The organism is Curtobacterium sp. VKM Ac-2887, from assembly GCF_015350935.1.
Lineage (GTDB): Bacteria > Actinomycetota > Actinomycetes > Actinomycetales > Microbacteriaceae > Curtobacterium.
The window spans coordinates 19,684-40,419 of sequence record NZ_JADKSB010000014.1 but is presented as its reverse complement, the minus strand read 5'-3'; the positions used below and the strand labels follow the sequence as shown (position 1 = coordinate 40,419).

Sequence of the window (20,736 nt, the reverse complement as noted above, 5' to 3'; positions counted from 1 at the left end):
CCAGGATACCGTCACGCTGCCGGTGCTGCGAGCCCGGCGGCCAGGTCTCCTGCGGACCGAGCGGGCAGGGCGCACACGCGGTCGTGGCAGACGTACGCAGCCGGGTCGAGTGCGTCCCGTGCCTCGAACAGTTCGAACCCCGCAGTCGCCCACTCCGCAGCCTGCGTCGGGGTCACGCGAGCGATGACCGTGCCGGGTCGGCGCGCGGCGCGGACGGCATCGCGGAGTGGGTCGTGCGGGTCCGACGTCACGACCACGACCTCGCGCGAGGGCCGTTGCAGGCCGAGTGCGACACCGAGGGCGTCGGCGTGCCCGAGCGGTCGCTCGGTACCCGTCGTCGCGCGGTCGGCCACCAACCGCGCGGCCGCCGTCCGGTACGCGGAGTCGCCGGTCAACGCCGCGAGGCCGGCGGCCGCTGCGGCCAAGGCCACCGTGCCGGAGCGCATCGCGGTCTGCGGCTGTTCCCCGGTCGCCGTGCCCGCTCCGGCGAGCACGGCGTCGACGTCGAACCGGTTCGCCAGGCCGTCGTCGACCAGGGAACGAGCCGTCACGGCGTAGGTGATCTCGCCGGTCACCAGGGCGAGCTCGAGCAGACCCTCGGCCAGCAGCCCGACGTCCTCGATGGTCGCCGCTGCCGCCGACGGCCCGCGGGGTGTGCTCGAGCGGACCTCGACGTGCCCGTCACGCACGTGCGATCGCAACAGTGCATCGGCCGCAGACCGGGCGAGGCCGATCATCTCGGCGTCGTCGTGGCGGTCACCGGCGATCGCGAGCCCGCGGATCGCCAGGCCGTTCCACCCGGTCAGGACCTGGTCGTCGAGTGGTGGCGGCTCGAGGAGCGCGCGCTCCGACAGCGGCCGCCGGTACCACTCGCCCTCCACCCGCTGGCCGTCGATCGTGGACTCGCTGTCCTGCGCGGCGACGAACGCTCCGTCGTCCTGCCGCAGGGTGTCGCGCAGGAAGTCCGCGATGCCGCGCGCCTGTTCGGCGCCGGCGACCGCGAGGAGTCCGGCGTTGTCGTAGAGCATCCGCTCGTAGTGCGGCACGCTCCAGTCGCGCTTGGTGGCGTACCGGAAGACACCGCCGTCGGCATCGGTCAGCTCGGAGGCCCGGATCGCGTGGAGCGACCGGTCCAGCAGGCCGTCGGCCTCGGCGTCGCCGTCGCGCGCTGCGTCGGCGAGGAACTCCAGCAGCGGCGTGCTCGGGAACTTCGGAGCGCCACCGAAACCACCGTAGGTGGTGTCCTCTGCCTGCGACAGCTGACCGGTGACGGCCCGCATGCTGTCGGCGGACGGGAGGCCAGTGGCTGGTCCGCCAGCTGCCTCGCCGGCGCGGGCGGTCGCGTCCACCTCGGCCCCCTGCCGGATCGCCGTCGCGATGGCCGCGGCGTTCGCGTCGACCTCGTGCCGCCGCTCGGTCCACGCGTCGAGCACCGCCGCCAGGGTCTGCCGGAACGCGGGCACCTGACCGACGGGGGTCGGCGGGAAGTAGGTGCCGGCGAAGAACACGTGGCCCTCGGGCGTCAGGAACGTCGTCAGGGGCCACCCGAGCTGCTGCGTGAACGCGCTCGCGGCGGCCATCAGGCTGGCGTCGACGTCGGGACGTTCTTCGCGGTCGACCTTGACGGCGACGAAGTCCTGGCGGAGCAGCGAACCGATCTCCGGGTCGGCGAAGCTCTCACGCGCCATGACGTGGCACCAGTGGCACGTGGCGTAGCCGACCGACACCAGGACCGGGACGCCGCGCTCGCGTGCCTCGGCGAAGGCTTCGGGACCCCACTCGCGCCAGTCCACGGGGTTGTCGGCGTGCAGCCGGAGGTACGGGCTGACCGCGGTGCCGAGTCGGTTGTCGTTCATGGCTCCAGCGTGCCCCGTGGCGACTGAGCGGGCCAGCGACGGAAGCGATCTGTGGACGGATCGCGGAGTCCACAGGCCGCAGCGGGACGGTCAGCCGAGGAGCCACCCCGTCAGCGCGGCGAGACGCTGTGCGACCTGGGTGGGGGTGAGACCGTCCGTGTCCACCCGGGTGACCGTGTCCCCGGAAGCCGAGTCGAGCCTCCCGGCCGTCCGCGTGCTGTGCGCGAGCTGCGCCTGCGGGACCTCGCCACCTGCCCGTCGCGCGAGGCGCTCGGCGGTGGGACCGTCTGCCGCTCGCAGCAGGACCGTCGTGACCACGGGGTCGTCGCCCATGGCGGCCGCCAGACGCTCGTGTTCGAGCACGGAGACGGTGTTCGTGTAGACCAACCGATGGTGGCCGAGCTCGCGGTAGGACGTCCACAGGGTGGCGAGGTTCCGTTCCGCGAGCCGCGCCTCGGGGTGCTCGACGTGCGGTGCCGGGTGCGCCAGGTCGAGCAGGTCACCCTCGATCACCGCGTGGCGGACGTCCGCAGCGACGAGCAGGTCGTGCAGTGCCTCGGCAGCGGTGGACTTGCCGACACCGGACCGCCCGCCGATGAACAGGACCTCGGAGCGGGGCGTGCTCGGCGCCGTCACCCGAGGCCCAGCGACAGGAGCGCGAGGGCTGCGTCCTCGGGGTCGTAGTCGAACATGCGCTCCCAGAACGGGTCCTCGGCCCACGGCACGTCGCCGTCCGCCGGTGTGGACTGCGCGGTCTCCACCAACCAGTCGAGTTCGGGCAGGACCGCGGTCGCGAAGGTCGGCGGCTGCCACCCGAGCGCGCGCGCCGCCGTGGTGTCGAGGACGAACGGTGACGGCGACGACCACGGGGTCGTGCCGACGAAGGCAGGGGCGTCGGCGTCGAGCAGGACCTCGTCGAACCGGTGGTCGAGGTGCCCGGCGATGGTCCGCACGATCTCGAGCGCCGTCGGAGCGGTGTCGTCGGCGACGTTGAGGATGCGCCGGTCGGGAGCGTCCGCGACCAGTCGGACGAGCGAGCCGATGCCGCTCGCCGCCGTCGTGTGGTCCACACCGCGGCCGTGGTCCGCGAGCAGGATGCGTTCGCGGCCGTCGAGCACCCGGCGGACCACGAACCACTCGCGCGGTCGACCGATGCCGACGCCGTAGACCTTCGACGGGCGCAGCACCGTGACCGGGGCGCCGTGGTCGAGCAGCACCTGCTCGGACGCCACCTTCGCCGCGCCGTAGCCGTCACGGCTCGTCGGGTCGCCGTCGCCCGCGGTGACGGTCGGTTGGATCTCGGTGACCGCGGCGCCGAAGACCGGCTTGTCCGTCGAGTTCGCGTGCCGGCCCTGCTCGTCGACGTAGACCGCACGCGAGGAGACGAAGACGGCGGACCCGACGTCGTCGAGGAACGGCAGGAGTTGCGTCGCGTCGTCGCGGGTCAGCCCCACGGTGTCGACGAGCAGGTCCGCGCCGGGGCGGAGGAGGTCGCGCAGGGTGCTCGTGTCGCGGCGGTCACCCGCGGTGAAGGTCGCGCCGCGGGCGGTGAGGGATTCGGCTGCCGGGCCACCGCGGCGGGCCAGCACGTCGACCTGCCAGTCGTCGCCGCCCCGCCCGGAGACGTCGAGGAGCTCACGCGCGACGGCCGAACCGATCCCGCCGGTACCGCCGAGGATGACCGCGCGTCTGGAACTCATGCGCCAACGCTAGCCGGGACGCGCGCCGTCGTCAGGACGCCAGGGCCTCGGGCTCGTGCCGCCACCAGTCCAGCAGCGAGCCGTCGTACACGGTCACCTTGTCGTGGCCGAGCACGGTCAGCGCCAGCGCGTCGACGCACGCGGCGCTGCCGACCCCGCAGTACGTCACGATCTCGTCCTCGCCGACGACCGCGGCGAACGCCGCGGCGAGCTTCGGCCCGCGCAGGTACGCGTTGGTGTCCGGGTCGACCAGGGTGTCCACGGTGATCGGGGTGCTTCCCGGGATGATCGGCGGGTGGTCGTCGCCGAGGGCCGCTGCGGGCGCCGCGAACACCAGTGCCGCGGGCTCTTCACCCGTCACTGCTCGGCGGACACGGGCGTGGTCGGCCCAGAGCGGGCGTTCTTCACCGGCGAGGAATGCGCTGTCGTCATCGGGCGTCTTCGCCGGCGATGGTGCCTGGCGCAGGGCACCGACGCGGACCGGTCGGCCCTCGTCGCGCCACTTCGTGAACCCGCCGTCCAGGACCGCGACCGAGTCGAAGCCGAACGACCGGAAGATCCACCACAGCCGTGCCGACCACTCGCCGACGCTGTCGTCGTAGACCACGACCGTCGAGGTGTTCGTGACGCCGAGGTCGCCGGCAGCTGCCTCGAACCGCTCGGCACTCGGGCGGGTGAAGGGCACCTCGGCACCCGGCGTGGAGAACGCGTCGACGAGGTCGGCGAAACGGGCGCCGGGGACGTGTCCGCGCTGTTCGTAGGAGTCGACCGCGGAGTGCCACATCGTGTCGAGGCCGGTCCCCACCGTGTGCACGGAGGCGTCGAGGACGACGAGCTCGTCACCACCGAGGTGGTCGGCGAGCCACTGCGTCGACACGAGCGGCGAGGTCAGGACGGGGGCCATGCCGCACACGATAATGCGGACCTCTGACGGGCGACAGGGAAACCGACACACTGCGCAACCGGGGCGCGTGTGGTGGCTGGTGCGTGCGCATGTTCCGACGATCCACGAGTTGTTCGACCGGTGGTTCGTCGCAACATGCACACGCAATGACTGCGTGTGCATGTTCCGACGATCCACGCGTTGAACGACTCGTGGAACGTCGCAAAACCCGCGCGACCCGGCACACGCCCCGCACGCACCCGCCCCGCACCGCTCGCCACACACACACACGCACGAACGGCCCGCCCCGGCAGAACCAGGACGAGCCGTTCGGACGAGCTGACGCGTCAGTGTGCGGCGGCGGGGATGCTCCCGGTCGTCGTGGACGCGGCGTGTGCGAGTCGGTCGAGCCGCACCGACTGCCGGTTGATGAGCAGGCCGCCCGCGAGGGCGACGAGCACGAGCACACCGGCCGAGATGCCGAACGCCACGTGGTAGCCGTCGAGCGTGGCCTGCGCCTGCTGCAGCTTCGTGGGTGCCGCCGACAGCCCGGTCAGGCTGTTCTTCACGACGTCGGCGAAGATCGTCGACAGCAGCGCCGTGCCGATCGAGCCACCGATCTGCTGCATGGTGTTCACCGTCGCCGAGGCCACACCGGCGTCGGCTCGGGCCACCCCGGTGGTCGCGGTGTTCATCGCGGACGAGAAGATCGTGCCCATGCCGAGCCCGATGACGATCAGCGCCGGCAGGACGGTGCCCGCGTAGGAGCTGTCCAGGTCGGTGCGCAGCAGCAGGAGCAGGCCGATCGCGGCGACGAGGCCACCGGCGAAGATCAGGATCTTCGGGCCGATGCGCGGCAGCAGTCGCCCACCGATCTGCGTCGCCGAGATCATGATCGACAGCGGCATCGGCAGGAAGGCCAGACCGGTCTGCAGCGAGCTGAACCCGAGGGTCTGCTCGAGGTAGTAGGTCAGGAACAGGAAGATGCCGAACATGCCGATCGCCACCAGGCCGATCGCGATGAACGACCCACCGCGGTCACGGTCGAGCACGACCCGCAGCGGCAGCAGCGGGTGCGCCACACGGGTCTCGATGAACACGAACGCGGCGATCAGGACGACGCCACCGGCGAGCATCGCGATGGTGACGGGGGAGTCCCAGCCGTTGGTCTCGGCGTTCGAGAACCCGTAGACGACGCCGACCAGACCGGCGGTGATGGTGATGACGCCGGCGACGTCGATGCGCGGGCGATCGACCTTCGGCGGCTTCTCCATGAACACGAGCGCGCCGATCACGCCGAGCACGGCGAAGACGACGTTGACGTAGAGGCACCAGCGCCACGACGCGTACTCGGTGAGCACGCCGCCCAGGAGCAGGCCGATGGCCGCACCGGAACCGGCGATCGAGCCGAAGATGCCGAACGCACGACCGCGCTCCTTCGGGTCGCGGAACGTGGTGGTCAGCATGCCGAGCGCGGACGGTGCGAGCAGGGCGCCGAAGACACCCTGCAGGGCGCGGGCCGCGACGAGCAGGCCGAACGAGTCGGCGAGGCCGCCGAGCACGGACGCGACCGCGAAGCCGACCAGTCCGATGATGAACGTGTTCTTGCGGCCGAACAGGTCGCCGAGGCGCCCGCCGAGCAACAGGAGCGAGCCGAACGCCAGCGAGTACGCGGTGACGATCCACTGGCGTTGGTCGGTGCCGAACCCCAGGTCGGCCTGGGCCGAGGGGAGCGCGATGTTCACGATCGTGGCGTCGAGCACGACCATCAGCTGGGCGAGGGCGATGACCGCCAGGGCGATCCAGCGGTGGTTGCTCTTGGCGGGGGTGGTGCCAGAAGTCGTGGGTGCTGCCCCGGTGGGGGTCGGCACGGTGTGTTCTGCCGTCACGGCAGCCTCCTTCGAGAAGGTTGGAGGGGGAGCACGAAGCGCGCACCGTCGGGCGTTTCGAAGAGGGGAGGTGTCAAACGGATGCGCGGCATCCGTTTGTCGACAGTGTAGACCGAAACGGAAGGTCCGCATCCACTTATTCCCAGAAAGTTCAACTAGGTTCGGCATCGTGAGCACCACCGAGTCCGCGCCCGACCTCGAGCGCCCGCTGCGCGCCGATGCGGCACGCAACCGCGAGCTGATCCTGCAGACCGCTCGCAAGTGCTTCGCGGAGCGCGGGCTGTCGGTCACCCTGAACGACATCGCGCACGAAGCGGGGGTCGGTGTCGGCACCGTGTACCGACGTTTCGCCGACAAGGACTCCCTGATCGAGGCGCTGCTCGCCACCAAGTTCGAGGCGATGAACGACGCAGCAGCCCGCGCCGCCGACGTCGTCGACCCGCGCGAGGCCCTGCGGGTCTACCTGACCGGGGTGTTCGAGTTCCGCGCCCGCGACCGTGCGCTCGCCGACGCCATCGTGCGTGCGGGCAAGGCGCGTCCGTCGATCGTGCAGGAGCGTGACCGGTTGGAACGCCAGGTCTCCGCGATCATCGGGCGGGCCGAGACTGCCGGGGTGGTCCGCCCCGGCTTCGACTACCGCGACCTCCCGATGCTCACCGCCATGGTGGGTGCCGTCGCGGACGCCACCCGCGAGCACGACCCGAACGCCTGGCGCCGGTACGCCGAACTCCTCATCGAGGGCGTCCTGCCGCAGACCCGGACCGCGCCGAGCATGGTCGGCGACCCGCTCGACCGCGAGTCGATCGAGCGCGCGCTGCACGCGCAGTCCTGACGCGTCCCCGCGGACCGCGCGCGGCTCGGGTGCCAACCGACCCCGGACGGGAGGCCCGTGGCGGGCCCGACCCGTGCCTCCTGTCCGGCGGTCTGGTCGCGACCAGCGCGCCGGGCCGGTGGCGAACAGCGCGCCGGGCCGACACCCGACGCGCGCTACAGCCAGCTCGGCAGCCAGTAGTGCGACCGGATGAAGTCCCACGGCACCTGGATCGCGGTCCACATCGGGTACCAGTACGCCGACGCGAGCACCACCACGACCAGGTACACGCCGACCCACACGATCGCCCGGGTCCGTCGGGGCCGTGGATCGGTCCGTGACCCGAGCACCAACCCGATCGCCGCCGCCAGCGCCATCACCATGAAGGGCTCGAAGGCGATCGTGTAGAACTGGAAGACCGTCCGGTTGACGTACATCAGCCACGGCAGGTAGCCCGCGGCGACGCCGAGCAGGACGAAGCCGTACTGCCACTGTCGGCGCAGGATCCAGAGCACGAGCAGCGCCACGGTCGCGATGACCGCCGCGTACCAGATGAACGGGTTCGCGACGCCGGTGATCGCCTCGCCGCAGCGGCTCGCCGAGCAGCCGTCCTGGCCGGCATCGGTACCGACGTAGAACATCGACGTGGGCCGCTGCATCACGAGCCAGAGCAGCGGGTTCGCCTGGTACGAGTGCGGCGTGTGCAGCCCGATGTTGAAGTTGTAGATCTCCGACTGGTAGTGCCACCAGTTCTGCAGACTGTCCGGCACCCACCGGAGCAATCCGGTCCAGCGTTCGCCGCCGGAGGCCAGCCAGTTGCGGTCCCAGCCGTCCTTCGACACGAACCAGCCGGTCCACGACGCGACGTAGGTGACGGCGGCGATCGGCACGGTGAGCAGGAACGACACGGGGGCCTGCTGCAGCAGCGCGCTGGACGACCAGAACTCGACCCCCGCACGGCGGCGCATCATCATGTCGCTCAGCACGGAGTACACGGCGAAGAACGCCAGGAAGTACATCCCCGACCACTTCGTCGCGGTGGCCAACCCCATCGTCAGCCCCATCGCGAACAGCCACGGACGCCACCAGAGCACGGGCCCCCACAGGGTGTCCCGGCCGGCGGCGACGCGCTCGGCGACCCAGTCGTCGAGCCGCCGCTGACTCCGGCGCCGGTCGAGCAGGAGCGCCCCGAACCCGAGCACGACGAAGAACGTCAGGATCCCGTCGAGCAGCGTGACGCGGGACATCACGATGGCCTGGCCGTCGATCGCGAGCAGGCCGCCGGCGAGCGTGCCGACCAGGGTGGAGCGGAACAGCGACCGGGCGATCACCGCGGTGAGGAACACCGTCGCGATGCCGAGCACGGCGACGGCGAACCGCCAGCCGAACGAGTTGTCCGCCCCGAACAGGAGCATGCCGAGCCCGATCAGGTACTTGCCGAGCGGCGGGTGCGCGATGAACTCCGCGGCGCTGGTGAAGATGTCCGTCTCACCACTCGAGAACCGGTCGTCGGTCGTCGGGGCGGAGTCGCTGCTCGGGTTCGCCGGCCAGGTGCCCTCGTACCCGAGGTGGACGATCGACCAGCCGTCCTTGACGTAGTAGGTCTCGTCGAAGACCAGCGAGTGCGGGTTCCCCAGGTTCGCCAGGCGCAGCACGGCAGCGAGCAGCGTCACCGCGATCGGTCCGGCCCAGCGCCACACCGCGACGCGCTGGGCGGTGGAGAGCACCCGCCCCCACCAGTCGTCGAGGCGCGAGCCGACCGGCCCGTCGGGCGCGGCCGTGCGGTCGTCGGTCAGCTCGCTGGTCATCGCTGAGCATCCTACGGATCGACCGCATGTCCGCGCTGCGTCGGTGCTGCGACGACAATGGGTGGCGTGATCGTCCTCGCAGCAACCCCCATCGGCAACCTCGGGGACGCCTCGCGCCGTCTCGTCGAGACCCTCTCCAACGCCACGGTGGTCGCGGCGGAGGACACCAGGACCGCCATCCACCTCATGCGCGCCCTCGGCATCGAGAACCGTCCGCGGCTCATCGCCCTGCACGAGCACAACGAGCGGGCGAAGGCGTCCGAGGTCGTCGAGCTCGCCCGTGACGAGGACGTCGTGGTCCTCACCGACGCCGGTATGCCCGCGATCAGCGACCCCGGCTTCCCGCTCGTCGAGGCCGCGGCCGCCGCAGGCGTCACGGTCACGGCACTGCCCGGCCCGTCGGCGGTGCTCATGGCGCTCGCCGTCTCCGGACTGCCGACGGACCGCTTCACGTTCGAGGGGTTCCCGACGCGCAAGGGCGGGGAGCGGCGTCGTGCGTTCCAGGCGCTCGCGGGGGAGCAGCGCACGATGGTCTTCTTCGAGTCGCCGCACCGGTTGGCCGAGACGCTCGCCGACATGGCCGTCGGGTTCGGGGGCGACCGTCGTGCCGCCGTCTGCCGCGAGCTCACGAAGCTGTACGAAGAGGTCCGTCGTGGGCCGCTCGACGAGCTCGTCACGTGGGCGTCAGAGGGGGTCCGGGGCGAGATCTGCATCGTCGTCGCCGGTGCCGCCGAGGCCACCGAGGAGGCAACGCTCGACGACGGGGTCCGCCTCGTGCTCGAGCGGGTGGCCGCCGGCATGCGCATGAAGGAGGCCGCAGCGGCGGTCGCGGACGCGACCGGCCTGTCGAAGCGGGACCTGTACGAAGGGGCGCTCGCGGCGCGCTGAGCGGGGCTCGTCACGTTCGCGTCGGCCGGTCTGGAGGCGCGGGGCGGGCCCGCCACGGGCCTCCCGGATCCGGTTTTCCACAGTCCACCGCCGCGCGCGTCATCCGGGTTCCGCGCGCCCGTAGGATGGTCCGCATGTCCGCCGGGTCCTCGTTCAGCATCACCACGCCGATCTTCTACGTGAACGACGTGCCCCACATCGGGCACGCCTACACCGAGGTCGCCGCGGACGTCCTCGCGCGCTGGCACCGGCAGCGGGGTGACGACACCTGGCTGCTCACCGGCACCGACGAGCACGGGCAGAAGATCCTGCGCACCGCCTCGGCGAACGAGGTCACGCCCCAGGAGTGGGCCGACCGACTCGTGACCGAGGCGTGGAAGCCACTGCTCGACACCGTCGACGTGGCCAACGACGACTTCATCCGCACCACCGACGAGCGCCACGAGCGCGGTGTGACGGCGTTCCTGCAGAAGCTCTACGACGACGGCTTCATCTACGCCGGCGAGTTCGAGGGCTTCTACTGCGTGGGCTGCGAGGAGTACAAGCAGCCGAGCGACCTGGTCCCCGGCACCGGTGCGTACGAGGGGCAGCAGGTCTGTGCCATCCACTCGATCCCGGTCGAGGTGCTGTCCGAGCGCAACTACTTCTTCCGCATGTCGGACTTCGAGCAGCGCCTGCTCGACCTGTACGAGTCGAACCCGCTGTTCATCCAGCCGGAGAGCGTCCGCAACGAGATCATCTCGTTCGTGAAGCAGGGCCTCCGCGACCTGTCGATCTCGCGGTCCAGCTTCGACTGGGGCATCAAGATCCCGTGGGACAGCGACCACGTCCTGTACGTGTGGTTCGACGCCCTGCTCAACTACGTCACGGCGCTGGGCTACGGCACCGAGGACGACGAGGCCTTCAAGCGCCTGTGGCCGAGCGTGCACATCGTCGGCAAGGACATCGCCCGCTTCCACGCCGTCATCTGGCCGGCGATGCTCATGGCTGCCGGCCTGCCCGTGCCCGAGCGCGTCTTCGGTCACGGCTGGCTGCTCGTCGGCGGCGAGAAGATGTCCAAGTCGAAGCTGACCGGCATCGCGCCGTCGGAGATCACCGACACCTTCGGGTCCGACGCCTTCCGCTACTACTTCCTCCGAGCCATCACCTTCGGGCAGGACGGCAACTTCAGCTGGGAGGACATCTCGGCGCGGTACCAGGCCGAGCTCGCGAACGGCTTCGGCAACCTGGCCTCGCGCCTGGTCGCGATGCTGCAGAAGTACTTCGACGGCGCAGTGCCGGCGCGCGGCTCGCTGACCGAGTCGGACCAGGCGATCGATGCCCTGGCGGTCTCGGTCACCGAGCGTGCCGACGCAGCCATCGCCGCGTTCGCCCCGCACGAGGCGATCGCTGCCGTCTGGGAGCTCGTCGACGCCCTGAACGGGTACATCACCGAGCAGCAGCCGTGGGCCCTGGCGAAGGACGACGCGAACCGCGAGCGGCTCGGCACCGTCCTGACCACGGCGCTCCGTGGGCTCGGCACCGTCGCGGTGCTGCTCTCCCCGGTGATGCCGAAGGCCACCGAGAAGCTGTGGGCGTCGATCGGTGTCGGCGGCTCGATCGCCGAGCAGCGAGTCGACCGTGCCTTCGAGTGGCAGGGTGCTTCGCACGTCGTGGCGCTCGAGAGCGGGCTGTTCCCGCGCATCGAGCAGTCGGAGCAGGTCTCCGCGTGACCGACGCCCACCTCCGCTCCCGTGGCGACGGGGACGGCTCCAAGCGCGACCTGACCTACCCGCCTCTGCCCGAGGCGCTCGTGGTCCCGGTCTACGACAACCACACGCACATGGAGATCGCCGACGGTGGCGACGGGGCGCTCGACTACCGCGAGCACCTCGGCCGTGCCTCGAGCGTCGGCGTCCGCGGTGTCGTGCAGGTCGGCACCGACCTTGCCACTTCGCAGTGGTCCGCATCGATCGCCGCCCGTGAACCCCGCGTGCTCGCAGCCGTCGCGCTGCATCCGAACGAGGCGCCGTCGTTGCAGGAGCAGGGGCTGCTCGACGAGCACCTCGCCGGGATCGAGGCCCTCGCGGCGCTGCCCCGTGTCCGGGCGATCGGTGAGACCGGGCTCGACTTCTTCCGCACCGGTGAGGACGGGCGCGACGCCCAGATCCGCTCGTTCGAAGAGCACATCCGCATCGCGAAAGAGCACGGCCTCGCGCTGACCATCCACGACCGCGACGCGCACGATGCCGTGGTCGAGGTGCTCGACCGCGTCGGGGCTCCGGAGCGCACGGTGTTCCACTGCTTCTCCGGCGGACCCGACCTGGCTCGGCTCTGTGCCGAGCGCGGTTGGTACATGTCGTTCGCCGGAACCGTGACGTTCAAGAACGCGGCACCGCTCCGCGAGGCCCTCGTCATCGCGCCGCGGCACCTGATCATGGTCGAGACGGACGCGCCGTTCCTGACCCCGACGCCGTACCGCGGCCGGCCGAACGCCCCGTACATGGTCCCGATCACCCTGCGGTCGATGGCGGAGACCCTCGGCACCGATGCCTCGATGCTCGCCGCACAGATCGCGTCGAACACCGAGCTCGTCTACGGTGCGTGGGACGCCGAACCCGTGACGGTGGACGAGTAGTGGGCGCGCTGCTCGGTCCGGCCGAGATCCGGGAGCTCGCCGCCGAACTCGACGTGACCCCGACGAAGAAGCTCGGGCAGAACTTCGTGCACGACGCCAACACCGTCCGACGCATCGTGTCGGTCGCCGGCGTGACGCCCTCGTCCCGCGTGCTCGAGATCGGGCCGGGCCTCGGCTCCCTGACGCTCGGGCTCACCGAGACCGGCGCGCCCGTCACCGCCGTCGAGATCGACAAGCGGCTCGCGGCGAAGCTGCCGTCGACGGTCAGCGCGCTGCAGCCCGCGGCGACGTTGACGGTCGTGCAGCAGGACGCGATGGCCGTCGCCGCTTCGGACCTCGACACCGAGCCGACCCACCTGGTCGCGAACCTGCCCTACAACATCTCGGTGCCCGTGCTGCTGCACCTGCTCGCGACCTTCCCGTCGATCGAGCGGTCGCTCGTGATGGTGCAGGCCGAAGTCGGGTACCGCCTCGCGGCGGGCCCGGGCAGCAAGGTCTACGGGTCGCCGAGTGTCAAGGCCGCCTGGTACGGCTCGTGGAGCACGGCCGGGCTCGTCAGCCGACAGGTGTTCTGGCCCGTCCCGAACGTCGACAGTGTGCTCGTGGCGTTCGACCGGCACGAGCCCCCGGGGGACGAGCGGCTGCGGTCGCGGGTGTTCACCCTGGTCGATGCGGCGTTCCAGCAGCGTCGGAAGATGCTGCGGCAGAGCCTGTCCGGTGTGCTCGGCGGCAGTGCCCACGCCTCCGAGGTCCTGACGGCGGCGGGCATCGACCCGACGGCGCGGGGCGAGGCGATCGGGGTCGACGACTTCGTGCGGCTCGGTCGGACGGTCCTGGCTGCTGCGGAGTAGCTCGTCTCCCGCCTCGGATCGGCGAAATACGGAATGTTTGGTACCGTCCGTTCGGTGCTCCTACGGTTGATCACATCGACGAAGGAGACACCATGCAGCCGACCGAACCACGCCGACCGAACCGCGGCGGCCTGACCGAGGAACAGCTCACAGCGGGACGTCGTCGCGCCCTGCTCAGCGCGGACCCCGGTCGGCAGCGGGGGCCGAAGCTCCTCACCGACGCCGAGCGACAAGCGCTGTTCGCTCGGACGCCGCGACCTGAAGGCACGTTCGAAGAGCGCCGCGAGCGCCGACGGCGCGCGATCGAGTCGATCGATCCGGACTGCCGGGCCGAACCCATCGCGCGCATCCGCCAGGTGCGCTGACCGTGTTCGAGCGACTCGGATCCGATGAGTTCGACGAGCATCGGGTACTGGAGTTCGACGGATGCACCAGCAGGCCGGATGCCGTCCTCGTTGAGACGAGTTTCATCCAGTGCGTGCTGCACCGTGCGGAGCCGCACCATGTCGGGGCGTCAGCGTTCTGGGACCACCTCGACCTGGCCGACACGCGGATCCTGTACAGCGCGTTCACCGAGTTCGAACTGTTCGAATCGGCCCACCACCGGGGACTGCAGGCCGCACGTCGCCATGTGGCTGCATGGCGAGACCTGCTGCGGTCGACGCAACTGCACTGGGTCGGGATCGATGACGTCAGCGACGGAGTCCCCGGGCTGATCGAGGAGTTCGGCCTGACAGCCTCGGGTGCCGTGCACGTCGCCACGGCTTTCCATTGGGAAGTCGACGGCTTCGTGACGGTCGATCCCGCGTTCGGCGTCGTGGACAAGGAGCGCCTCCCGCTGATCATCGACGCCGAGGGTGCTCAGCTCGCGCGTCGCCTGCGGGCAGGTTCCCAGCGTTGATCCGCGATGGCGGTGTCCTCCGGCCTACGATGGCGGCATGACCGACGGAACGGTTCGCTCGCACGCGCAGGGAATGGCGCCGGACCGTGTCCTCGCGGCGACGGGCAAGTCACCGGACGAGTGGCACGCGCTGATCGACACGGCGGGCGGAGCCACCATCGGGCACGCTGCGATCGCGTCGTGGATCGTGGGCCAGGGCGTCGAGCCGTGGTGGGCGCAGGGCATCACCATCGGGTACGAACAGGCTCGTGGGCTCCGCGTCCCCGGGCAGCGCACGGACGGCACCTTCGCGGTGTCGGCCTCACGGCAGGTCTCCGGTGAGCGCGAGGCGGTGCTCGATCGGATCGTCCCGGTGTTCACGGCCGCACTCGGGTCCACGCCGACGTCCGAGCGCCGCGGCGGCAAGCGCCCGTCGGCCCGGTGGACCTTCCCCGACCGCGAATCCGTGCTCCTGAACACCGAGGACGGTCCCAAGCCCGACACCGTCCGCATCTCGGTGCAGCGGGAACGGCTCACCGGCCCCGAGCGGATGCCCGACGCCAAGGCCGAACTGCAGCAACTGCTCGCCGGCCTCTGACGCCGCAAACGGGGGAGCGCGCGCACGGTCGTCACGGCCCTACGATCGGCGGGTGCCTCGCATCACCCTCCCCCGCTGGATCACGATCATCGCCGTGCTCGGCGGGCTCGCCATCGACTGCTTCGCAGTGTCGGTCATCGTCCGCGATCCGTCCAGCGACGGGGCGTGGGCCGCGGTGGTGCTCGGTCTGAGCATCGTCGTGTGGGGGGTCGCGTTCGCGTACTTGGACGACGGACCGGACACCGACGAGCCGAACACCGACGAACCGAACACCGACGAGCCCGGCACGACAGCGGTCGGGTCCGTGCCGCGCATGCACCGTGACCGAGCGCATCGTCTGCTCAGCACAGCACTGACGGTGATGGTGTTCACCGCGATCTACGCGGGCACCCGCTGGCAACTGGTGCCGGTCGGCTGGGCGCTCGGCGGAGCGGTGATCGCGACGGGACTCCCCATGCTGAACCGCGCCCTCGACCGGCGGATCGCTCGCAACGAGCAGGCCGAGGGCGCAGCCGACTGACGTGCCGCGCGTCAGTGCGCGCGCGACGCCATCGCCTCGAAGATCTGCTGGTGCGTGCCGTCGCGCTCGGCGAACCGGAGCGGCAGCACGTTCTGCACCAGGATCTCGGGCGAATCGCCGGCGGACAGCAGCCCGATGACCTCGTCGGCGAAGGCGTTCAGCGGCATGCCGCCGAAGTCCGCTCCGCCCATCAGGTCGGTCGACACCGCCGGGGGAGCGAGTTCGAGGACCGACACCGGGGTACCGAGCAGCTGCTGACGGAGCGACTGCGTGTACGAGTGGATGCCGGCCTTGGTGGCGTTGTACGTCGGCGTCGCGGTGAGCGGGACGAACGCGAGGCCGGACGAGACCGTGACGATGGTCGAGGCGGGCTGCGCCAGCAGGTGCGGCAGGAACGCATCGATGAGGCGGATCGTGCCGACCAGGTTGGTCTGGATGATCTCGAGCGCGTCGTGGATGTGGTCGGGGGCGCGCAGGTCCTCGTTGCGCATGATCCCCGACATGGTGACGAGGGCGTCGAGCGACGGGTACGCCTCGAGGACGGTGGCGGCGGCCTTCTCGATGGATGCGGCGTCGCTCACGTCGATCTGCACGGTGCCGAAGCCGTGCTCGGCGGCGAGCGACTCGAGGAGCGACTGGCGACGCCCGCCGATGACGACGGTGCTGCCCGCGGCCTGCAGGCGCTGGGCCAGGGCGAGGCCGATGCCGGAGGTCGCGCCGGGGATGAAGACGGTGGAGTTCGTGATGTCCATGTCCACCACCATGCGCTGTCGTCGGCAACCCATCCAGACCTCGGTCATCGGGGGATCGGCGATCCCTGGCACGGCGGCGCGAACCGGACGACAATCGGGACCATGGACCGCGCTGCACTCGCCGACTTCCTCCGCCGTCGCCGCGAACTGCTGCGCCCTGAGGACGTCGGGCTCGGTCAGGGACCACGACGCCGGACGCCTGGTCTCCGGCGCGAAGAAGTCGCTGCGCTCGCGGGCATGTCGGTCGACTACTACACGCGTCTGGAACAGCAGCGCGGACCGCAGCCGTCGGAGCAGATGATCGCCGCGATCGCCCGGGCGCTCCGCTGCAGCCTCGACGAACGCGACCACCTGTTCCACCTCGCGGGGCAGAACGCGCCGACCCGGTTGCACCGCGCCGACCACGTCGACCCCGCGATCCTGCGGGTGCTCGACCGGCTCGAGGACACCCCCGCGATCGTGGTCAGCCACCTGGGGGAGACGCTGGTCGAGAACCGGCTCGCGGCGGCGCTGCTCGGGTCGTCCGTCAGCCTGCCCGGCAACGAGCGCTACCAGGCGTGGCGGTGGTTCGTGACCGGCGACGAGCTCGCGAAGTACGCGCCGGAGCAACACGAGCGACTGGCCCGGGTCGTGGTGGCGTCGCTGCGGGCTGCGGTGGGGCTGGCCGGACCGGGGGACCGTCGGGCCACCGAGCTGATCGCCGAGCTCGAGACCCGCAGCCCCGAGTTCCGCGAGCTCTGGGCACTGCACGAGGTGACGAGCCGCTGGTCCGACAACAAGACGATCGTGCAGCCGCAGCTCGGCCGGATCACCGTCGACTGCCAGGTCCTGCACACCGACGACCAAGCCCAGGCGCTGCTGCTGTTCACCGCACCCCCAGGGTCCGAGGACGCGCAGAAGCTCGAGCTCCTCGGCGTCGTCGGCCAGCAGACGTTCGCGGGCTGACGCCCCGCACGGTGCGCGTCCGTCCGGCTCGTGCGAGGTTGGTCGAGCCCGCACGGTGCGAGGCCGATGATCCCGTGCGCCGTTGACCGCTCGGTGCCGCGCTTCATCCCGCCACCGAGCGATCAACCTCGCACCGGCCGGACAAGCGCGCACCGTGCGACCCGGACCCCGGCTCTCTCCCCCCCCCCCCCGGGGACGCTCCACACGAAGCAACCGCGCGTCACACACTTGGCCGCGTGCGGTATACCGTGCCTAGGGTGGGCGGGTGAGCACTCCCCGCGTGTACGTCATCCACGAGAACCCCGAGTGGTTCCCGCCGCTCGCCGCAGCCTTCGAGGCCGAGGGCGTCCCGGTGCAGGAGATCCTGCTGACCGAGGGACAGATCGACCTCGGTGCCGAGCCGGACCCCGGTGTGTACTGGTCCCGCATGTCGGCGTCGAGCCACACCCGCGGCCACGAGCACAGCAAGGAGTACACCCGCGCGGTCCTCGGCTGGCTCGAACGAGCGGGTCGCCAGGTCGTCGGCGGCAGCCACGTGCTCGAGCTCGAGGTCTCCAAGGTGGCCCAGCACGGGCTGCTGCAGCACGCCGGGTTCGACGTGCCCCGCACCACCGCCGTGTTCGGCACGACGACGCTCAAGCAGGCGGCACGGGACTTCACGAACGGCCAGGACGTCCCGTTCATCACGAAGCACAACCAGGGCGGCAAGGGCCTGGGCGTCCGCCGGTTCGACTCGCTCGCCGAGTTCGACGCCTACGTCGACTCCCCGGAGTTCGAGGCGCCGGTCGACGGCATCACGCTGCTGCAGGAGTTCCTGACGGCCCGTGAGCCCTTCATCACCCGCGTCGAGTTCGTCGGCGGCGAGTTCGTGTACGCCGTCCGCGTCGACACGAGCGCCGGCAGCTTCGAGCTGTGCCCGGCCGACGCGTGCGAGGTCCCCCAGGTCATCGCCGGAGCAGTCTGCGACGTCCCCGGCACCGAGACTGCCGGAGCGCCCCCGGCGTTCAGCGTCCGGACCGAGGTCACGGCCGAGCACCCGCTCGTCCAGCAGCTCCGCACGTTCCTCGCCGACCAGCGCGTCACGATCGCGGGCGTCGAGTTCATGGAGACCACGGACGGCCGCACGGTCGTCTACGACATCAACACGAACACGAACTACAACCCCGCCGTCGAGCAGTCCGCGCCGGCCTCCGGTCCGCGTTCCATCGCGCGCTACCTCGGTGGCCTGCTGGAGACGCAGTACGCGGCGCAACTCACGGCCTGAGCACGCAAGAACCACCGGACAGGAGGCCCGTGGCGGGCCCGCCACGGGCCTCCTGTCCGTTCCGCGCCCCTTCCCGGGCACTCCCCACCTCCCCAAGGAACTCACCCCGTGCGATTCGGATACTGGACCCCGCTCTTCGGCGGCTGGCTGCGCAACGTCGACAACGAGAACATGCCGGTCACCTTCGACTACGTGAAGCGGCTGGCGCAGCGCGCCGAGCGGATCGGCTTCGACCTGACGCTCGTGCCGGAGCTCAACCTCAACGACATCAAGGGCACGGCGGCGCCGTCGCTCGAGGCCTGGTCACTCGCCGCGGCCATCGCGGCGACGACCGAGCGCCTCGAGATCATGGCGGCCATGCGCCCCGGCTACCACCTGCCCGCGGTGACGGCGAAGCAGGCGGCGACGATCGACGACATCTCGTGCGGCCGGTTCACGTTCAACGTGGTGAGCGCGTGGTGGGCGGAGGAGGCCAAGCAGTACGGCGGCATCTTCTCGGAGCACGACGACCGCTACAAGCGGACGGCGGAGTTCGTCGAGGTCATGAAGGGGATGTGGCGGGAGACCCCGTACTCGTTCTCGGGCGAGTACTACGACATCGAGAACGCGCACCTCGAGCCGAAGCCCCGCGTGACCCCGCGCATCTACGCCGGCGGCGAGAGCGAGGCGGGCAAGGCCGCGATCACGGGGTACGCCGACGCCTACGTGACCCACGGCGGCACGGTCGAGGAACTCCGCACGAAGATCGCCGAGATGAAGCAGCGCCGCATCGACGCCGGACTGCCGCCGTTCGAGGCGTTCGGCATGGCGGCCTACGTCATCGTCCGCGAGACCGAGGAAGAGGCGCAGGCCGAGCTCGCGCGGATCACCGACGTGCAGCACGGCAACGCGTACGAGTCGTACCAGGACTTCATCTCGAAGTCGCAGCTCGAGCACGTCCCCTCGCTCGAGGACTACTCGGTGTCGAACCGCGGCCTGCGCCCCGGGTTCGTCGGCACGCCGACGCAGGTCGCGGCCCGGATCAAGGAGTTCGAGGAGGCCGGGGTGGACACACTGCTGCTGCAGTTCTCGCCGCAGCTCGAGGAGATGGACCGCTTCGGCGAACAGGTCATCCCGCTCGTCCGCCCGTCGGTGGTCGCGGCGTCCGAGGCGGTCGTCTGATGGGCACGACCGAGGAGGAGTGGGCGTTCGAGACCCGGCAGATCCGCGCGGGCTTCAAGGCCGACCCGGGGTTCGGTGGCAACGTCCCGCCGATCGCCCAGACCGCGGCCTTCGTCTACCCGTCCGGTGAGGACGCGGCGGACCGCTTCATGCTCAACGCCCCGGGGCACACGTACTCGCGCGTGAACAACCCGTCGGCGGCGGCGCTCGAGCGGCGCATCGCGGACCTCGAGGGCGGCGTCGGCGCGCTCGCGCTGGCGTCCGGCCAGGCGGCCACCTCGTTGGCCGTCCTCGGCGTCGCGCGGGCCGGTGACCACGTCGTGTCGAGTGCCTCGCTGTACGGCGCGACGTACACGCTGTTCGCGTCGACGCTGCACGACCTCGGCATCGCGTTCACCTTCGTGCAGGACCCCACGGACCTGGACGAGTGGGCTGCCGCGGTGCGTCCGGAGACGAAGGCGTTCTTCGGGGAGTCGATCCCGAACCCGCGCGGTGACGTCCTGGACTTCGCCGGGGTGGCCGGGGTCGCGCACGACGCCGGCGTCCCGCTCATCGTCGACAACACCATCGCGACGCCGTACCTGGTCCGGCCGATCGAGCACGGTGCCGACATCGTCGTGCACTCGGCGACGAAGTACCTGGCCGGTCACGGCAGCGCCATCGCCGGGCTCATCGTGGACAGCGGCAACTTCGACTGGGCGGCCCACGCCGAAAAGTTCCCGCAGCTCGCGACCACCGAACAGTCCGGGTTCGCGAACACGGACTTCGCCGAGAAGTTCGGGCGGCGCGCGTTCATCCAGCGCACCCGGTCGAAGCTCTCCGCCGACCTCGGTCCGGCGATCGCCCCCTTCAACGCCTTCCTGGTGCTGCAGGGCATCCAGACGCTCTCCCTGCGGATGGAGCGGCACGTGTCGAACGCCGCCGCCGTCGCGTCGTGGCTGGACGCGCACGACCAGGTGCTCGGCGTGCACTACGCGGGGCTGCCGTCGTCGCCGTGGCACCACCTGCAGCAGCGGTACGTGCCGAAGGGGCCGTCGGCGGTCCTGGCGTTCGACCTGGACGGCGGGGTCGAGGCCGGACGGCGGTTCGTGGCCGCCCTCGAGATGTTCGACCACGTGTCGAACATCGGTGACGTCCGGTCGCTCGTCGTGCACCCGGCGTCGACGACCCACGTGCAGATGACGTCGTCGGAGCGGGCTGCGGCCGGTGTCGGCGACGGGCTCATCCGGCTGTCGATCGGCCTCGAGCACATCGACGACGTCCTCGCCGACCTGGCGCGGGGCTTCGCGGCAGCCGCAGCGGGATAGGTTGGG

At 70.9% G+C, this 20,736-nt stretch carries 20 protein-coding genes; 13 read left to right on the top strand and 7 right to left on the bottom strand.

The features are described from left to right. Window positions 1–11: 11 nt before the first annotated feature. The 5 genes from ITJ69_RS15345 to ITJ69_RS15325 all read right to left on the bottom strand — a co-directional run bounded on the left by ITJ69_RS15345 (window position 12) and on the right by ITJ69_RS15325 (window position 6,328). Window positions 12–1,856 carry a thioredoxin domain-containing protein gene (locus ITJ69_RS15345; RefSeq protein WP_194673222.1) on the bottom strand — a complete coding sequence of 615 codons (1,845 nt, stop codon included), beginning with the start codon at window positions 1,854–1,856 and terminating at the stop codon, window positions 12–14. A 90-nt stretch (window positions 1,857–1,946) separates the two neighbouring features. Further along, complete coding sequence (locus tag ITJ69_RS15340; RefSeq protein ID WP_194673221.1) at window positions 1,947–2,492, bottom strand: ATPase; 546 nt, start codon at window positions 2,490–2,492, stop codon at window positions 1,947–1,949. Beyond that, complete coding sequence (locus ITJ69_RS15335; protein WP_194673220.1) at window positions 2,489–3,556, bottom strand: NAD-dependent epimerase/dehydratase family protein; 1,068 nt, start codon at window positions 3,554–3,556, stop codon at window positions 2,489–2,491. Before ITJ69_RS15335 ends, ITJ69_RS15340 begins: the two co-directional genes overlap by 4 nt. A gap of 31 nt (window positions 3,557–3,587) precedes the next feature. Then, the gene (locus ITJ69_RS15330; RefSeq protein WP_194673219.1) at window positions 3,588–4,460 is read right to left on the bottom strand and encodes a sulfurtransferase; all 873 of its coding nucleotides are present in this window, start codon (window positions 4,458–4,460) and stop codon (window positions 3,588–3,590) included. Between the two features lie 326 nt (window positions 4,461–4,786). Further along, the gene (locus ITJ69_RS15325; RefSeq protein ID WP_123291813.1) at window positions 4,787–6,328 is read right to left on the bottom strand and encodes an MFS transporter; all 1,542 of its coding nucleotides are present in this window, start codon (window positions 6,326–6,328) and stop codon (window positions 4,787–4,789) included. Between the two features lie 169 nt (window positions 6,329–6,497). On the opposite strand from ITJ69_RS15325, the gene ITJ69_RS15320 reads away from it, so the two are divergent. After that, window positions 6,498–7,160 carry a TetR/AcrR family transcriptional regulator gene (locus ITJ69_RS15320; protein WP_165901439.1) on the top strand — a complete coding sequence of 221 codons (663 nt, stop codon included), beginning with the start codon at window positions 6,498–6,500 and terminating at the stop codon, window positions 7,158–7,160. 155 nt (window positions 7,161–7,315) lie between these two features. Here the strand turns inward: ITJ69_RS15320 and ITJ69_RS15315 are convergent, their stop codons facing one another. Next, window positions 7,316–8,947, bottom strand: a complete 1,632-nt coding sequence (locus tag ITJ69_RS15315) for a dolichyl-phosphate-mannose--protein mannosyltransferase (RefSeq protein ID WP_194673218.1) — start codon at window positions 8,945–8,947, stop codon at window positions 7,316–7,318. Between the two features lie 66 nt (window positions 8,948–9,013). Here ITJ69_RS15315 and rsmI point away from each other — a divergent pair, with 66 nt between their 5' ends. The 8 genes from rsmI (at window position 9,014) to ITJ69_RS15275 (ending at window position 15,301) form a co-directional block, all read left to right on the top strand. After that, the gene (rsmI, locus tag ITJ69_RS15310; protein ID WP_123292295.1) at window positions 9,014–9,835 is read left to right on the top strand and encodes a 16S rRNA (cytidine(1402)-2'-O)-methyltransferase; all 822 of its coding nucleotides are present in this window, start codon (window positions 9,014–9,016) and stop codon (window positions 9,833–9,835) included. 134 nt (window positions 9,836–9,969) lie between these two features. Next, entirely contained in the window at window positions 9,970–11,547 is a 1,578-nt protein-coding gene (gene metG, locus ITJ69_RS15305; RefSeq protein WP_194673217.1) for a methionine--tRNA ligase, read from the top strand. Continuing rightward, window positions 11,544–12,452, top strand: coding sequence for a TatD family hydrolase (locus tag ITJ69_RS15300; RefSeq protein WP_159574133.1), 909 nt, complete (start codon window positions 11,544–11,546; stop codon window positions 12,450–12,452). Before metG ends, ITJ69_RS15300 begins: the two co-directional genes overlap by 4 nt. Further along, window positions 12,452–13,303 (top strand): 16S rRNA (adenine(1518)-N(6)/adenine(1519)-N(6))-dimethyltransferase RsmA, encoded by an 852-nt coding sequence (gene rsmA / locus ITJ69_RS15295; RefSeq protein WP_159574134.1) that lies wholly within the window; start codon window positions 12,452–12,454, stop codon window positions 13,301–13,303. The genes ITJ69_RS15300 and rsmA overlap by 1 nt, the downstream gene beginning before the upstream one ends. 92 nt (window positions 13,304–13,395) lie before the next feature. Next, window positions 13,396–13,668 carry a hypothetical protein gene (locus ITJ69_RS15290; RefSeq protein ID WP_194673216.1) on the top strand — a complete coding sequence of 91 codons (273 nt, stop codon included), beginning with the start codon at window positions 13,396–13,398 and terminating at the stop codon, window positions 13,666–13,668. 2 nt (window positions 13,669–13,670) lie between these two features. Continuing rightward, on the top strand, window positions 13,671–14,204 hold the full coding sequence (locus tag ITJ69_RS15285) for a type II toxin-antitoxin system VapC family toxin (RefSeq protein ID WP_131846665.1): 534 nt from the start codon (window positions 13,671–13,673) through the stop codon (window positions 14,202–14,204). A gap of 37 nt (window positions 14,205–14,241) precedes the next feature. Next, window positions 14,242–14,781 (top strand): hypothetical protein, encoded by a 540-nt coding sequence (locus ITJ69_RS15280; protein ID WP_194673215.1) that lies wholly within the window; start codon window positions 14,242–14,244, stop codon window positions 14,779–14,781. A 52-nt stretch (window positions 14,782–14,833) separates the two neighbouring features. Further along, window positions 14,834–15,301 (top strand): hypothetical protein, encoded by a 468-nt coding sequence (locus ITJ69_RS15275; protein WP_194673214.1) that lies wholly within the window; start codon window positions 14,834–14,836, stop codon window positions 15,299–15,301. A gap of 11 nt (window positions 15,302–15,312) precedes the next feature. Here ITJ69_RS15275 and ITJ69_RS15270 read toward each other — a convergent pair whose 3' ends face one another. After that, window positions 15,313–16,053 carry an SDR family oxidoreductase gene (locus ITJ69_RS15270; protein ID WP_194673213.1) on the bottom strand — a complete coding sequence of 247 codons (741 nt, stop codon included), beginning with the start codon at window positions 16,051–16,053 and terminating at the stop codon, window positions 15,313–15,315. A 102-nt stretch (window positions 16,054–16,155) separates the two neighbouring features. Here ITJ69_RS15270 and ITJ69_RS15265 point away from each other — a divergent pair, with 102 nt between their 5' ends. The 4 genes from ITJ69_RS15265 to ITJ69_RS15250 all read left to right on the top strand — a co-directional run bounded on the left by ITJ69_RS15265 (window position 16,156) and on the right by ITJ69_RS15250 (window position 20,730). After that, window positions 16,156–16,998 (top strand): helix-turn-helix transcriptional regulator, encoded by an 843-nt coding sequence (locus ITJ69_RS15265; protein WP_194673212.1) that lies wholly within the window; start codon window positions 16,156–16,158, stop codon window positions 16,996–16,998. A 265-nt stretch (window positions 16,999–17,263) separates the two neighbouring features. Beyond that, window positions 17,264–18,262, top strand: a complete 999-nt coding sequence (locus ITJ69_RS15260) for an ATP-grasp domain-containing protein (RefSeq protein ID WP_194673211.1) — start codon at window positions 17,264–17,266, stop codon at window positions 18,260–18,262. 108 nt (window positions 18,263–18,370) lie between these two features. Then, on the top strand, window positions 18,371–19,423 hold the full coding sequence (locus ITJ69_RS15255; RefSeq protein ID WP_194673210.1) for an LLM class flavin-dependent oxidoreductase: 1,053 nt from the start codon (window positions 18,371–18,373) through the stop codon (window positions 19,421–19,423). Next, entirely contained in the window at window positions 19,423–20,730 is a 1,308-nt protein-coding gene (locus ITJ69_RS15250) for an O-acetylhomoserine aminocarboxypropyltransferase/cysteine synthase family protein (protein WP_194673209.1), read from the top strand. The genes ITJ69_RS15255 and ITJ69_RS15250 overlap by 1 nt, the downstream gene beginning before the upstream one ends. Window positions 20,731–20,736 lie beyond the last annotated feature (6 nt).